Source organism: Niabella soli DSM 19437 (assembly GCF_000243115.2).
Lineage (GTDB): Bacteria > Bacteroidota > Bacteroidia > Chitinophagales > Chitinophagaceae > Niabella > Niabella soli.
In genome coordinates this window covers 1,552,879-1,567,360 of record NZ_CP007035.1, presented here as the reverse complement: position 1 = coordinate 1,567,360, position 14,482 = coordinate 1,552,879, and the positions used below count along the sequence as shown (strand labels likewise).

The 14,482-nt window shown below is 45.3% G+C and carries 13 protein-coding genes; 11 read left to right on the top strand and 2 right to left on the bottom strand.

Features of this window, described 5'->3' with window-relative positions:
* Nucleotides 1-30: 30 nt before the first annotated feature.
* The gene (locus NIASO_RS06765; RefSeq protein ID WP_008584960.1) at nt 31-1,482 is read right to left on the bottom strand and encodes an NADP-dependent isocitrate dehydrogenase; all 1,452 of its coding nucleotides are present in this window, start codon (nt 1,480-1,482) and stop codon (nt 31-33) included.
* A 209-nt stretch (nt 1,483-1,691) separates the two neighbouring features.
* Here NIASO_RS06765 and apaG point away from each other — a divergent pair, with 209 nt between their 5' ends.
* The 4 genes from apaG to NIASO_RS06745 all read left to right on the top strand — a co-directional run bounded on the left by apaG (nt 1,692) and on the right by NIASO_RS06745 (nt 4,763).
* Nucleotides 1,692-2,078, top strand: a complete 387-nt coding sequence (apaG, locus tag NIASO_RS06760; protein WP_008584961.1) for a Co2+/Mg2+ efflux protein ApaG — start codon at nt 1,692-1,694, stop codon at nt 2,076-2,078.
* 84 nt (nt 2,079-2,162) lie between these two features.
* Nucleotides 2,163-2,753, top strand: a complete 591-nt coding sequence (locus NIASO_RS06755; RefSeq protein WP_008584962.1) for a 2'-5' RNA ligase family protein — start codon at nt 2,163-2,165, stop codon at nt 2,751-2,753.
* Between the two features lie 96 nt (nt 2,754-2,849).
* Nucleotides 2,850-3,962, top strand: coding sequence for a PA0069 family radical SAM protein (locus tag NIASO_RS06750; protein WP_008584963.1), 1,113 nt, complete (start codon nt 2,850-2,852; stop codon nt 3,960-3,962).
* Between the two features lie 312 nt (nt 3,963-4,274).
* Nucleotides 4,275-4,763: a ribonuclease H-like YkuK family protein gene (locus NIASO_RS06745; RefSeq protein WP_008584964.1), complete on the top strand. Its 489-nt coding sequence runs from the start codon at nt 4,275-4,277 to the stop codon at nt 4,761-4,763.
* 1 nt (nt 4,764) lies between these two features.
* Here the strand turns inward: NIASO_RS06745 and NIASO_RS06740 are convergent, their stop codons facing one another.
* On the bottom strand, nt 4,765-5,820 hold the full coding sequence (locus NIASO_RS06740; protein ID WP_008584965.1) for a fatty acid desaturase family protein: 1,056 nt from the start codon (nt 5,818-5,820) through the stop codon (nt 4,765-4,767).
* A gap of 161 nt (nt 5,821-5,981) precedes the next feature.
* Between NIASO_RS06740 and NIASO_RS06735 the strand changes: the two genes are divergently transcribed.
* The 7 genes from NIASO_RS06735 to aqpZ all read left to right on the top strand — a co-directional run bounded on the left by NIASO_RS06735 (nt 5,982) and on the right by aqpZ (nt 14,413).
* Nucleotides 5,982-7,685 carry an NAD+ synthase gene (locus NIASO_RS06735; protein WP_008584967.1) on the top strand — a complete coding sequence of 568 codons (1,704 nt, stop codon included), beginning with the start codon at nt 5,982-5,984 and terminating at the stop codon, nt 7,683-7,685.
* 120 nt (nt 7,686-7,805) lie between these two features.
* The gene (locus NIASO_RS06730) at nt 7,806-8,807 is read left to right on the top strand and encodes an AAA family ATPase (protein ID WP_008584968.1); all 1,002 of its coding nucleotides are present in this window, start codon (nt 7,806-7,808) and stop codon (nt 8,805-8,807) included.
* 220 nt (nt 8,808-9,027) lie between these two features.
* On the top strand, nt 9,028-9,798 hold the full coding sequence (locus NIASO_RS06725) for a DUF58 domain-containing protein (RefSeq protein WP_245605239.1): 771 nt from the start codon (nt 9,028-9,030) through the stop codon (nt 9,796-9,798).
* On the top strand, nt 9,798-10,745 hold the full coding sequence (locus NIASO_RS06720) for a hypothetical protein (protein WP_008584970.1): 948 nt from the start codon (nt 9,798-9,800) through the stop codon (nt 10,743-10,745). The genes NIASO_RS06725 and NIASO_RS06720 overlap by 1 nt, the downstream gene beginning before the upstream one ends.
* A 53-nt stretch (nt 10,746-10,798) precedes the next feature.
* The gene (locus NIASO_RS06715) at nt 10,799-11,740 is read left to right on the top strand and encodes a vWA domain-containing protein (protein ID WP_245605237.1); all 942 of its coding nucleotides are present in this window, start codon (nt 10,799-10,801) and stop codon (nt 11,738-11,740) included.
* Nucleotides 11,741-12,038: 298 nt separating this feature from the next.
* Nucleotides 12,039-13,568, top strand: a complete 1,530-nt coding sequence (locus NIASO_RS06710) for a sulfatase family protein (RefSeq protein ID WP_008584972.1) — start codon at nt 12,039-12,041, stop codon at nt 13,566-13,568.
* 131 nt (nt 13,569-13,699) lie between these two features.
* A complete protein-coding gene (aqpZ, locus tag NIASO_RS06705; protein ID WP_008584973.1) occupies nt 13,700-14,413 on the top strand; it encodes an aquaporin Z in 714 nt (237 codons plus the stop codon).
* Nucleotides 14,414-14,482: the final 69 nt, after the last annotated feature.

Here is a 14,482-nt window from a genome sequence, read left to right as displayed (position 1 = left end):
AGGCGCCTTTTCCTGGCGGTTAAGTGTAGGCTACTGCCCCTGTGCCAGGCTGTAGGCTTTCTTGCCGTCCCACTCATTCAGTAATTCCAGCGAACAGATCTTAAAATCACCGCTCATGCTCACATATAACCCAATTACATCCTGCTGATTCAGCGAATGCCCGTCGATACTTTCAAAACGTACATTATACTGGTTTACCAGGTCGGTGAATACAGACCCTGTTGGCCAAACCTGGGTACCGCGGTTGCTGACATTTACGATCTTAAATTTTACGCCCGCATGCCGTTGCGATTTTTTTGCGATCACTTCGGGAAGCTCGGAACTTTCGATAAACAGGTCCACCCCCACGATTTTTTCCTGGCTGGTTTCCTTTGACTCCAGCATGGTATTTTTATCGGGGTGCAGCACGGTGCAGGTGCTGGCCACATCTGCCAGTTCCGGCTTCGCATTCAACTGTGGTTTTTTGCCAATATTCGCAATAATGGTATCTGCAAATGCCGTAGTATTTGCCGGGGGAACCGATTTGTCGCCAAAATCACCGGTATGCACGCCCTGTTCCAACGTGTACAATAAAGCGTTTTCGATGTGGGCAGCTTTTTCCAGTAAACCTACATGGCGCAGCATGGCGATCCCGCTTAACAACAGGGCGGTTGGATTGGCGATATTTTTTCCCGCGATATCGGGCGCTGTTCCATGCACTGCTTCGAAAATGCAAATATGATCGCCGATGTTTGCAGAAGGAGCAAAGCCCAGACCGCCCACGAGGCCGGCGCAAAGATCGGATACAATATCACCCTGGAGGTTGGTGAGCACCACCACATCAAAGTTGTTGGGCTGCACCACCAGTTTCATACACAGATCATCCACGATCACATCATCTGCCTTTAGTTCCGGGTATTCCTTTGCCACCTCATAAAAACATTCCAGGAATAATCCGTCGGTGAGTTTCATAATATTCGCCTTATGGCCGCAGGTAATCCGGCGCGCATTTTTCTGTTTCGCCATTTCAAAAGCATAGCGGATGACCTGCATACTGCCCGGCCGCGTAATAAAACGGCGACTCAGGGCCACATCGTGCGTCAGCATATGTTCGATGCCACCGTAGGTATCTTCAATATTTTCGCGAACAATGGTAATGTCGATGGGTATCCCGGCTTTGCTGAAAACGGTGTCCACGCCGTGCAGGGTTTGGAACACTCTTTTATTAGCATAGGTATTCCATGTTTTTCGCGCGGTTACATTAATACTTTTTACCCCTTTTCCTTTAGGTGTTTCCATGGGGCCTTTAAACAGAATGCCCAGCTCTTCAATGGTTTGTTTGGCCGCATCGGTCATGCCGTTGTTAAATCCCTTATCAAAAACCCATTTGCCCATATCCACATACTCATACTCCAGGGGTACTTCCGCCGCATTAAAAACTCGGATCACGGCGTTCATAATTTCCGGCCCGATCCCGTCACCTTTTGCTACTGCAATTTTCATGAATACTTTGTTTAAATATTTTAATTAAGTTCTGTTAGTGCGCAGACTAATTTACCCTGTATTTCAGCACGTAAATGATACTATCTAAAAAAGTTAAACAGGTATATTTGTTTAACAAGCGATACTGGCCCGCAAAGGTAGTAAAAACTACCTCCATAATAAATGGAATCCCAGCGGAAAAATGGTATATTTACTAAAATTATCAATTCATGAGCAGCTTAATTTCAGCAGGTATTCATGTAAATGTTGAAGTATTTTACCAGCCGGAATACAGCAATGCCCTGCAAGCTGAATTTATGTTTGCTTACCGCATCACCCTTGAAAATTATAATCCCTTCTCCGTAAAATTGTTACGGCGAAGCTGGTATATCTTTGATAGTAACGGAAGCTATCGCCAGGTAGAAGGAGAGGGCGTTGTGGGCGTGCAGCCCGTTTTGGCCCCCGGAGAGACTTATCAGTACATGAGTGGGTGCAACCTGCGCTCAGAAATGGGCAAAATGAAGGGCAGTTATGAAATGGAGAACCAGGAAATACACCAGTTATTTTCTGTTGAGATTCCTGAGTTTGAAATGGTGGCTCCTTCCAAATTGAATTAAGCAGGGGCGATTTTTTTTGCCCTGTTTAACTAAATAAATTAGTATTTATATGCTAATTTATTTAGTTTTGACGAAAAGATTAATATGGAAACAGGAGCCGCTGCAGCCTACCTTTTACTGCTGGAACCGGGTGAAGAATTGTCTGGCCGCATCCGGCAGGAGAAGCAGTTGTTTTATGATAAATACAAGGCGGAAGAAGCCATCCGGGGAAAACCGCATATAACTCTCGTGAGCTATACCCAGTACGAAGGGGCGGAGGAGCGCATTCGTAAAAAATTTCGTAATACGGCAGTAGCCTGGTCGCCGTTTGGTGTGGAACTGATGAATTACGGAATTTTTCCATCGCATACTATTTATATAAAGGTGGTCTCCCGAACGGGCATTCAGCAGTTGGTAAAGAGTATTCGCACCGAAACCCAGGCGATGCTGAAGCTAGATAACGACAACAAACCGCATTTTATTTTGGAGCCGCATATTACCCTGGCCCGGCGATTAAAGCCCTGGCAATATGAAAGCGGCTGGCTGGAGTATAACAATAAAAATTTCAGGGGAAAGTTTATAGCAGCGCAAATGACCCTGCTGAAAAAAACAGCGCCTGATGACCCTTATAAAGTAGTGGAGCGATTTGAATTTAAAGGAACGCCGGTGCTGGCAAAGCAGGCGGAGTTATTTTAGGAAATAGTTATCAGTTATCAGTTTTTAGTCTTCAGTTGTTGGTAGCAGACTGGCAGAAACTGATAACTGACAATTGATATCTTAATTCTTAAGAAAATGAATACAGAAAGATTGCAACAAGATCATTTCAAAGTGGCTGTCACCAAAAAAGAGGAAGCGCAGCAGTACCATCAGGGACGTGGCGCGCAAATTAATACGCCCAACCGGTTTTTAAAGAACGAAACGGTAAGGGAACATATTGAAGCCATTGATGATTGGGACGAACCAACCCTGGCTACCCAGTATATTGAACAAGAGGCAAAAACCATCGTAAACAAGGTGGAAAGTCCGGATGTGGGAATGGGCTATAGTATGAACGCTTATGCCGGCTGCGAGCACGGTTGTATTTATTGTTATGCCCGTAATGTGCATGAGTACTGGGGGTACAGTGCCGGGATGGATTTTGAGCAGAAGATCATTGTTAAGAAAAACGCGCCGCAGTTATTGCGCCGGCAACTGATGCATCCCAAATGGGAGCCGGAGCCCATCATGCTGAGCGGGAACACCGATTGTTATCAGCCCGCAGAAAAAAAATACCGGTTAACAAGAGGGTTGCTGGAGGTATGTAATGAGTTCAACCAACCCGTGGGCATTCTTACAAAAAACGCGGGTATTTTAAGAGATAAAGATGTGCTGCAGGAGATGGCCCAAAAAAATATTGTACGAGCCATGGTATCCGTGACATCATTTAATGAAGACCTGCGGCGGGTAATGGAACCCCGCACCACCACGGCACAGCAGCGCTTAAGGGTAATTGAAGAATTGAGCAAGGCCGGTGTACGAATGGGGGTCATGATGGGGCCGATGATCCCGGGGTTAAATGACCATGAAATGCAACGCATCATGAAAGCAGCAGCAGACAGGGGGGCTACTTTTACTGCCTATACTTTCATTAGATTGAACGGTGCGATTAAGTTTTTATTTCATGACTGGCTGTACAAAAATTTTCCGGACCGCGCCGATAAAATATGGCATCTTATTGAACAAAGTCATAACGGAAAAGTGAACGATTCCCGCTGGGGATTGCGCATGCGCGGAGAAGGAAGCATTGCACAGATCATTGCGCAGCAGTATGCCAAATACGGTAAGTTGTATAAAATGAATGAAGGAGAGACAGGACTCAGTCGAAGCGGCTTTCGGCGTCCGGGACAGCAGGGAAGGTTGTTTTAGTGAGAAGTGAATAGGCAATGGTCAATGGGGCGTCGTTGATGCCAATGTTTCGGGGGCTTTAACGTGAAACGTCAGACGTCAAACATCAGATGTCAAAAAATCAGACATCAGCCATCAGATTTTGCGTTGCGCATTTAACGTTCTGCGTTAAGCGTTCTTTCAAGTTATCCACATATTTACCCAACCGGTGGAAAATATTTTTTATTTAGGATGAATCATAATCAATAATTTACCAAAGATTTTCCGATTGACAGTGATTTTATGTGCGAAAGATGGTGGGCGCTTTTTTAACAAGTAAAAACCAGATTTTATATGCAGCAACACAAAAAACAATGGAGAAAGCTAACCGGTGAACGCGTTAACACCTATATCGAAGAGGAGTTGCATGGGGTCATCCTGCGGGAACGCGAAATGGGCAGCCAGCTAAAAGTTTGCATTGGTACGGACAGTCAGGTAAAAGGGGCAGATACAGAATTTGCTACTGCTATTGTATTTATCCGCAAAGGCCGTGGCGGTTTTATGTATTTAACCAATGAAACCACCCGGGAAAAAATGAGCATCCGCCAGCGCATGATCACGGAAGTGGCGCGCAGTATCGAAGTAGCCTACTCCCTGAGCGATGTATTCACTTCGCACCAGGTGGATATGGAAGTGCATGTGGACATTAACACTGATCCAATGTATAAAAGTCACGATGCCCTTAAAGAAGCCATCGGCTACATTACCGGGATGGGTTTTGTATTTAAGGCAAAGCCCGAAGCCTTCGCCAGCTCCTGCTGCGCCAATAAAGTAGTGCAATAGATTAAGCCGCCTGCGCCACAATTTTTTTGGTACGCTGTTTCATCAGTTTTATGGCTGCGTCGCGGCTTTCAAACATATCGTTGATGTTTACAAGATTATCTGCCAGCTTGTTGTACTGTTTCGTCATCAGGTAAATAAAAATATGCAGATAGTGAATGCCGTCAAATACAATGGCTTTGTTGGCGGCAAATTCATCCGCTCTTTTTAAAAATTCTGCCGGCATATCTGTATAATGCATGCCGGGTCTTAAATGATGAATGATATGGTAGCCGTCATTCCAGCACACTTTATTGTAGGGGGTATTGATGCAATTGATCGAGTTGGTATAAAGGTTTTCCGGATCACTGTGATCAATAAAAGAATGTTGCGTCCAGTTACCCAGCATCATTACAAAGCGTGCAAAAAAGAAAGGGATCACCCAAATGACCAGCGTTGCTTTCAGGTGCACAAAACACATGCCTATGCAAAAGAAAATAAATAGCCACTCGCCAAAAGTAAACCGCGTGTAAAGCTTCTTTCTTTTTTTTCTGAATAAGTATTGAAAAGTTTGCTTGAAGCCCAGAAATAAAAAATTAAAAAAATAGGCAAAAAAGCTTCGCAAACTGTCCCGTTGGTAAGCCATGGTGCTGCTGGCGTCTGCTTCGTTATTGTTCTCCACATGGTGCATCCCCAGATGATGGCTGAAATACCCCTCCGGCGCGTGCCCAAACAGCGGACAAATGATCCAGGTAATATAGTTGTGTATGGCTTGCTGATAAGCGGGTTTAAACATTTTCCGGTGGCAAAGGCAGTGAAACATAAGCCCGAATCTTCCTTTGAAATAAAACTGTGCTATGTAAAAATAGGGGAGCGCAACGGCCCACCAGATCCAGCCTTTTAATAAGGGGGTAAGGAGCAATGCCGCTACCGGAACTACGGTAAGATGGATAAAAGTTAAAAGATAAACAAACGGAAGATCTCTTTTATCATTCATGAATTGCAACCAGAACCGATCGTAATGGCTTAACTCTTTTTTGGGGGCATAGGTAGGATCAGTCAATGCTGATAATGACTTCATATACGGACATTTTTGATTTATTATAAAATAGAGGCAGCGCCACAATATATAGAAGTTTTCCTGCAACTATTGGAATAATGTTTACAGGAAATGTTAAAGTATATTTAGCTTTATTCTTTGTAATCATAGGGTTACATTTGTAGGAATATAAAAGATTGTGGATGAAAATTGCTTTAGCGCAACAGAATTATCATATCGGGAACTTTGAGGTGAATGTGGGGAAGATCATTGCCGGCATTCAACAGGCAAAGGCAGAAGGGGCGGACCTGGTGGTATTTACAGAGCTTTGTATCTGCGGCTATCCGCCACAGGATTTTCTGGAGTTTAGCGATTTTATCAATAAATGTGAAGCCGCTATTGGCGAGATACGGCAACATGCCGATGGCATCGGGGTGCTGATCGGTGCGCCGCAACGCAATGAAAAGCCGGAAGGAAAGCCCCTGCATAATGCCGTTTTTTTATTGGAGGATCAATCCATAAAAGGCGTGGTACACAAAACATTGTTACCCAATTATGATATTTTTGATGAGTACCGTTATTTTGAACCGGCCGACAGTTGGAAGGTCCTGGAGTTTCGTGGCAAAAAGCTGGCGGTAACCATTTGTGAGGATATTTGGAATATGGGAGAGAACCCCCTGTATCGCATTACCCCGATGGATGAATTGATCCGGCAGCAGCCAGACCTTATGATCAACCTGTCGGCTTCTCCCTATAACTATGCGCAGGATGTGGTACGCAACAGCATTGTAAAAGCGCATACCCTTAAGTACGGCATTCCGATGATCTACTGCAACACTGTAGGATCTCAAACTGAAGTTGTATTTGATGGCGGCAGCCTGGTGTACGACCAGGCGGGAAGCAAAGTGAAAGAATGCGCCTATTTTGAAGAAGATTTTTATTGTGTGGCATTTGATACATTAATAAACCACGGCGGAACAAAAGAGAATAAAGAAGAACCGGTATTTTTCTCTGCCGCGGAAGTGGGGCTGGGACAAAATACGCTGGACTATCTGTCCGACGAAAAAAATATTGCCGAAATACACCAGGCATTATTGCTGGGCATTAAGGATTATTTTACGAAAATGGGCTTTACAAAAGCTATTTTGGGAGCCTCTGGTGGTATTGACAGTGCATTGGTGCAGGCCCTGGCAGTAGAAGCGTTGGGAAAGGAAAATGTTTGGGCGATATTGATGCCTTCGCAGTACTCAACGGGGCATTCCGTTGCCGATGCGGAGGAATTGAGCAGGAACCTGGGTAACCCTTACAATATCCTCCCCATAAAAAATATCTACGACACGTTCACCAATGAGCTGGCACCGCTTTTTAAAGACCTTCCTTTTAATGTGGCGGAAGAGAATATTCAAAGCCGCAGCCGGGGCAACCTGCTGATGGCGCTCTCCAATAAATTTGGAAATATTTTGTTAAATACTTCCAATAAAAGCGAGCTCTCCACCGGTTATGGTACGTTGTATGGCGATATGGCGGGCGGTATCGGTGTTTTGGGGGATGTGTATAAAACGCAGGTGTACGCGCTGGCAAAATATATCAATCGCAACGGTGAGATCATACCCGGTAATATTCTTACAAAACCGCCATCGGCTGAGTTAAGACCGGGGCAGAAAGACAGCGATAGTTTACCGGATTATGCCGATCTGGACACGATACTGGTGGAGTATATTGAAGGACGCAAAAGCCCGGCGCAAATTATTGCATTGGGCTATGAGGAGCAACTGGTAACCCATATTCTCCGGATGGTGAACAGCAATGAATACAAACGGAAACAGTTTTGCCCCATCATCCGGGTCAGCTATAAAGCGTTTGGCATAGGAAGAAGGATGCCGATTGTAGGGAAATATCTTTCTTAGTGAGTAGTGAAAAGTGAATAGTCAATGTGGCTCTATGACCTATGAGCCATTGACTATGAACTAATCCGGCAAGTTATTTGCTGAAAGAATAGCAGGAATTGAAAATAAGTAATTATCGATATGGCAAAAACAGGAGAAGAAATAAGACAATTAAACGAGAAAGTAAACGGTGCCGGTTATTTTGTTGATGCGCTGCGCCAGGAGATCGGCCATGTGATCGTGGGACAGAGTCATATGCTGGATCGCCTTTTGATTGGCCTGTTAAGCAATGGGCATGTGCTGCTGGAAGGGGTGCCGGGACTGGCAAAAACGCTCACGATAAAATCGCTGGCAACTGCCATACAAGCGAATTTTAACCGGATACAGTTTACTCCTGACCTTTTACCGGCAGATGTTATCGGTACGCTTATTTATAATCAGCAGCAAAATGAATTTGTAGTACGCAAGGGTCCCATTTTTGCCAACTTTATACTGGCTGATGAAATAAACCGGGCGCCGGCAAAAGTACAATCGGCATTGCTGGAAGCTATGCAGGAGCGGCAGGTAACCATCGGTGACAGTACGTATAAACTGGATGATCCGTTTTTGGTGCTGGCCACCCAAAATCCGCTGGAGCAGGAAGGCACCTATCCGCTGCCCGAAGCACAGGTAGACCGTTTCATTATGAAAGTGATTGTGCGCTACCCTGAGATGCAGGAGGAACAACTGATCCTGCGCTATAATGTGCAGGAGGAGAAGCTGCAACCCATCAAACCAGTGGTGTCGATCGACGAAATAAAAAATGCAAAGAGCCTGGTGCGGGATATTTACCTGGACGAAAAAGTGGAGCGTTATATATTGGATATTGTTTTTGCCACCCGTTACCCGGACCGGTATCAATTGGGGAAACTTACGCCTTTGATCTCTTACGGCGCCTCGCCCCGGGGAAGTATTAACCTGGCATTGGCCGGCAAGGCGCAGGCTTTTTTGAACAAACGCGGTTTTGTAATGCCGGAGGATATCCGCAGTGTTATTTATGATGTATTAAGGCATCGCATCGGACTTACGTATGAGGCAGAAGCGGAAAATATAAATGCGGAAAATATTATTGATGAGATCCTGAAGGCGGTAAATGTGCCGTAGGGGTTAATTTGAAAATTTGAGAATTTGAATCCCGATGGCTATCGGGAGTGAGAATGTGAAAATTTCGGTAAATGGCAATATGCCTGAATATTAAAATTTAAAGTCACTGAGGACGCGGGAACAAATATTAAAAAAAGTTCGGGAGCTGGAGATAAAAAGCAAAAAGCTGGCAACAGAATTGTTTTCCGGAGAGTATCACAGTGCGTTCAAGGGAAAGGGTATGTCCTTTAAAGAAGTACGCGAATATGCGCCGGGCGATGACGTACGCTTTATCGATTGGAATGTATCCGCCCGTATCGGGCATCCCTATAGTAAAATATTCGAAGAGGAGCGGGAGCTCACGGTGATGATGCTTATTGATATCAGCAGCAGTGAATTGTTTGGAACGTCGTACGGGCGCAAGCGGGACCTGGCTGCAGAACTGGCAGCGGTGCTGGCCTTTTCGGCTGTTGCTAATGCAGATAAGGTGGGTGCTATTTTCTTTAGCGATAAGATCGAGTTGTATGTGCCCCCCAAAAAAGGCCGCCAGCAGGCGCTCTTCATCGTGCGGGAGATGCTGGGCTTAACGCCGGGCAGTAAGGGAACGAATATCGGCGCAGCCATCCGCTTTTTTAGCAATGCCACCAAACAGGGATGTATTGCCTTCCTGTTAAGCGATTTCCTTGATAAGAATTATGAAGACGCCTTACGGGTGGCAGGGAAAAAACACGATGTGATCGGCATCCGGTTGTACGACCGCATGGATAAGGAACTGCCCAACGCGGGATTGATCCAGTTGATGGATGCAGAGACAGACGCTACGCAATGGGTGGATTCCGGCAATGCCTATGTAAGACGAAAATACGAAGAAGCTTTTTTTCAGCGCACCGCTTACTGCGCAGAGGTATTTAAAAAAGCGAACAGCGACTTGTTGCATTTAAAGACCGGCGATGATTATATAAATGTACTGCGGCGTTTTTTTAAAAGCAGGGTAAAAGGTGGAATTAAGTAATGATTAAGAACGGAGCTGGGATATTGGTTGTATTGGGGCTGTTGCTGCTGACGTTTACAGCTCCTGCTCAGGAAGCAACGGTAAAGGCTTCCGTTGATAAACAAAAGATATTAATTGGCGAACCGCTTTTATTAAAACTGGAAATAAAAGCGGATAAAGGAAAAGAGCCTTCTTTCAGGCTGGATTCCATCCCGCATTTTGAATTTCTGAAGAAGGATAGCGTGGCTGATGAAGAAGTTGATGGGGTGAAAGTGATTGCACACTATTACCGGCTTACGAGTTTTGATTCCGGCCGTTGGGTGATCCCGCCCATTGCTTTAACTCCCGATAAAAGAACGGAAGCGATCTATGTTGAAGTGGTCTTCACCAGTCCTTTTGATCCCAGCCAGCCTTATCATGATATTCAGGATGTGCGCAGTGTGCCGTTCCGCCTCAGTAAAGATTTTGAAAAATGGTGGTACCTTATTGCGTTGCTCCTGTTGTTGATCTCAGTGGCTGTGTATCGGCTAACAGAAAATAAAAAGCCCCGAAAGGAAGTGCAGTTGGCCCGCGGGGCCTATGCACGGGCGAAGCAGGAATTAAAAACATTGCAAACGGCGGGGTTAACAGAAAACCGGTTTTATGCAAAGCTGGTTGAAATATTCAGAAACTACCTGTCTGAGCGGGCAAATGTTAATTCGTTACAACAAACTTCCGGTAGCCTGGTTGGTAAAGTAAAGCCGTTTTTCAGGGATGCGGAGCTTTATACAAAAGTTGCCGGAGTGCTGTCCTTGTGCGACCTGGTAAAATTTGCGCAATATGTACCTGCTACTGTAGAAACCAACGGGGCATATAAAATAGTTGACCAGGCCGTTGATCATATCGAAGAGGGAATAAAACAGCAATCACAAAAAATACAACCGGCGCCTGTTGTAAAAGAAAATGCGCCCGGCACCGTGAAACAATGATATACGATTGGTTTGAAAATATAGTATTTGTGTGGCCGGAAAATTTTATTTTCATGGCAATCATCCCTTTCCTCATCTGGCAATATCTTAAAAAGGATAAAACAGGAAAGGGCGCGATATTGGCTTCGAATATTAATTACAAGATACCATCTACGTTTAAAACCCGGTTTCGCCATCTTCCGTTTATTTTACGCATGCTGGCAATTGCGCTTTTAATAACGGCGTTGGCACGTCCGCAGCATCAGCAACAACTATCCAGGAGCGAAGGACAGGGGATCGATATTATGCTGACTATGGACGTTAGCGGAAGTATGCTGACGCAGGACATCAAACCCCGCAGGTTTACGGTGGCAAAGGAAGTAGCAATTGATTTTGTAAAGAAAAGGCCCACGGACCGGATCGGGCTGGTGATCTTTTCAGGCGAGGCCTTTACTAAAGTGCCGCTTACATTTGATAAGCGTACACTTTTAGAACAATTGCAGGACCTTAAGGTGATGGACGGGGGCTACATTGAACCGGGCACATTGATAGGGGAAGGCCTGGCAACGGCAGTAAGCCGGATCCGGAAGGGAACCAGCAAAACCAAAGTGATCATTTTATTAACAGACGGAAAGGAAGATGCGCCACCCACACGCATTATCGATCCTCAAACGGCGCTCGAAATTGCAAAGGCTAATAATGTACGGGTGTATTGCATTGGGTTGGGGGTAAGTGAATTTACGGAAGACCAGATGGCAGACGGTGTGCGCAATTTTCTTGACGAAGATCTGTTAAAAAAGATCGCCAATGAAACCGGCGGCCGCTATTATCATGCGGTAGACAGAAACTCTTTACAGGCTATTTACAGCCAGATCGATAAACTGGAAAAAACCAAGGTGGAGGTAATACAATACAAAAAAACGGAGGAGATGTTCCTTCCCCTGGTGCTGGCGGTACTGGCGCTTTTATTCCTGGAAATTATCCTGCGTTATACGGTTTTCAGAAGATTTCCATAATATCCTGTCGTGTGGGCAGATTTCTTGAAAATCATTAAAATAATTTGATACATCCTCAGCATTCAGGTCGTCACGAATCGACCGTACCGTATTCATCCTGAGAATGCCCGAAGGGCGTAATGCGCATAGCCCCTGGCGCAGCCAGGGGTAACAAATGCGTAGAGGGCGCGGCGCGGAAAGGGGCGAACGTGTATTCAGTATTTTACATTCAATATTTTAAATTGGGTATGCTGCATTTTAAGTTGTATCGGTATATTTGTTTTGCTCCTGATCTTTAAAGAGTAATTACCTTTTTAAAATGAGAAAATTTATTACCTGCAGCACATTGCTCCTTTGTACCTATTGCTTATTCGCACAAAAAACCGATCGCCCCAATGTACTGATCCTTTATACAGACGATCTGGGTTATGGTGATCTGAGCTGCAATGGCGCCACTGCCATAGCCACGCCGAATATCGACCGGCTGGCACAAAATGGCATCAGTTTCTCAAATGCACATGCCACGGCATCTACCTGTACGCCGTCCCGTTACTCCATTCTTTCCGGCAGATATGCCTGGCGAAAGAAAGGTACTAATATTCTTCCGGGAGATGCCAACCTGGTGATCCCCACCGATATCACCACTTTACCAAAAGTATTTCAACAGGCAGGTTACCAAACGGGCGTGGTGGGTAAATGGCACCTGGGTTTGGGTGCCCGATCGCCTATCGACTGGAATAAAAAAGTAACGCCGGGCCCTGCCGAGATCGGCTTCGATTATTCTTTCATTTTCCCGGCCACGGCTGACCGGGTGCCCACAATATTTATGGAAAACCAACGGACGCTGGGGCTTGAGGCCGGCGATCCGATAGCTGTTAACTACCAAAAACCTTATCCGGGTGAACTTACAGGAAAAGAGCATCCGGAACTTTTGAAAATGCCTAATGATCCGAATCAGGGGCACGACGGGCATATCAATAACGGTATCGGCCGTATCGGCTTTATGAAGGGCGGAAAGCGCAGTGAGTGGACGGATGAAGAGCTGGGCTATGTGTTTAATAATAAAGCATTGGCGTTTATTGATAATAGTTTAAAGGAGCAAAAGCCCTTCTTTCTTTATTATGCCATTCATAATATTCATGTGCCGCGTATGCCGGGAACGGAGTTTAAAGGCAAAAGCAAGCTGGGATACAGGGGCGATGCCATTTTAGAACTGGACCATACCGTGAGCGTAATTATGAAGGGCTTGAAGGAGCGCGGCTTGCTTAAAAACACCATTGTTATTTTTAGCAGTGATAATGGTCCGGTGCTTAACGACGGCTACCTGGATCAGTCTGCGGAAACAGCACAACAATTAAATTATAAGCCTGGTGGTATTTACAGGGGTGGTAAATACAGCGCTTTTGAAGCCGGCACAAGAGTTCCGTTTATTGTTCAGTGGCCGCAACAGGTTGCAGCCGGGAAGAAATCGGCGGCCTTGGTGAGCCAGATCGATCTTATGGCTTCCTTTGCGGCGTTGCTGCATATAAAACTTCCTGCAGCGGAATTTACAGACAGCAGGAATTACCTGTCAACACTGCTGGGAACCAGCGCAAAAAACAGGGATTACATTATTGAACAACCGGGGAACCAGCAGGCGTTGGCTATTGTAAAAGATGGCTGGAAATATATAACTCCTTCTAACGGTCCCGCATTGATGAGAGGAGTTAATATTGAATCGGGGTACAGCAAAGAAGAGCAATTATATCATTTAACCGATGATCCCGGTGAGCAAACTAATGTTGCTGCAAAGTACCCGCAACAGGTATCGGCACTTAAAGCATTGCTGCAAAAAACAATGGCTGAATAGTCTGCGTCATTGAGTAGAACGTTTAGTTGTTGTGGGAAAAATGTGATCTTTCCTCATAATTCCTGTAATCGTTTTAACTTAACTTTAGTAGGTAAACCCTTTATATGTTAACACGTTAAAACTATTTTAAAATGAAAGGAACAGCCTTGTCAAAATTTTTTGCAGAAATGCTGGGAACGATGGTCCTGGTACTGATGGGATGCGGAAGCGCCGTAATTGCCGGTGCTGATGGTACTACCGGTGTCGGACTATTGGGCATCGCATTTGCGTTTGGCTTAAGCGTAGTGGCTATGGCCTATGCCATCGGTCATATCTCCGGATGCCACATTAACCCGGCAATTTCAATAGGGATGGTGGTTGCCGGCCGAATGAAAGCCGGGGAGGCGGCATACTACATAGTGGCACAGATCATAGGTGGGCTTATTGGTTCTGCTATTTTGTATCTTATCGTAAGTCATCATCCTGGTTTTGTAATGAAAGAATGGGCATTGGGTGCCAATGGCTGGGGCGAAGGATACCTGGATCAGTATGAAACCATCGCTGCATTTGTTGCCGAGGTAGTGTTCACTTTTATTTTTCTTTTAGTGATATTCGGGTCTACCTCAACTAAAAACATCCACGGCGGATTTGCTGGTATTGCGATTGGACTGAGCCTGGTACTGATCCATATCGTCGGCATAAAAATTACCGGTGTTTCTGTAAACCCCGCCAGAAGCATTGCGCCAGCAATTTTTTCAGGAGGTAAAGCGCTTTCACAGGTATGGCTGTTTATTATTGCGCCCCCTATTGGCGCCGCATTGAGCGCATTTGTATGGAATCTTTTGATAGAGAAAAAGGAAAGCTGATCCGTTTAGAACAAATGGTGATAAATAGTGCAGCGGATGAATCATTCATCCGCTGTTTTTGTGTCGTAG

Bases quoted from the DNA above. Each gene is read 5' to 3' on its own strand.
- NIASO_RS06765 (WP_008584960.1), bottom strand. From the start codon at position 1,482: ATGAAAATTGCAGTAGCAAAAGGTGACGGGATCGGGCCGGAAATTATG.
- apaG (WP_008584961.1), top strand. From the start codon at position 1,692: ATGAGCAGCTTAATTTCAGCAGGTATTCATGTAAATGTTGAAGTATTT.
- NIASO_RS06755 (WP_008584962.1), top strand. From the start codon at position 2,163: ATGGAAACAGGAGCCGCTGCAGCCTACCTTTTACTGCTGGAACCGGGT.
- NIASO_RS06750 (WP_008584963.1), top strand. From the start codon at position 2,850: ATGAATACAGAAAGATTGCAACAAGATCATTTCAAAGTGGCTGTCACC.
- NIASO_RS06745 (WP_008584964.1), top strand. From the start codon at position 4,275: ATGCAGCAACACAAAAAACAATGGAGAAAGCTAACCGGTGAACGCGTT.
- NIASO_RS06740 (WP_008584965.1), bottom strand. From the start codon at position 5,820: ATGAAGTCATTATCAGCATTGACTGATCCTACCTATGCCCCCAAAAAA.
- NIASO_RS06735 (WP_008584967.1), top strand. From the start codon at position 5,982: ATGAAAATTGCTTTAGCGCAACAGAATTATCATATCGGGAACTTTGAG.
- NIASO_RS06730 (WP_008584968.1), top strand. From the start codon at position 7,806: ATGGCAAAAACAGGAGAAGAAATAAGACAATTAAACGAGAAAGTAAAC.
- NIASO_RS06725 (WP_245605239.1), top strand. From the start codon at position 9,028: ATGTCCTTTAAAGAAGTACGCGAATATGCGCCGGGCGATGACGTACGC.
- NIASO_RS06720 (WP_008584970.1), top strand. From the start codon at position 9,798: ATGATTAAGAACGGAGCTGGGATATTGGTTGTATTGGGGCTGTTGCTG.
- NIASO_RS06715 (WP_245605237.1), top strand. From the start codon at position 10,799: ATGGCAATCATCCCTTTCCTCATCTGGCAATATCTTAAAAAGGATAAA.
- NIASO_RS06710 (WP_008584972.1), top strand. From the start codon at position 12,039: ATGAGAAAATTTATTACCTGCAGCACATTGCTCCTTTGTACCTATTGC.
- aqpZ (WP_008584973.1), top strand. From the start codon at position 13,700: ATGAAAGGAACAGCCTTGTCAAAATTTTTTGCAGAAATGCTGGGAACG.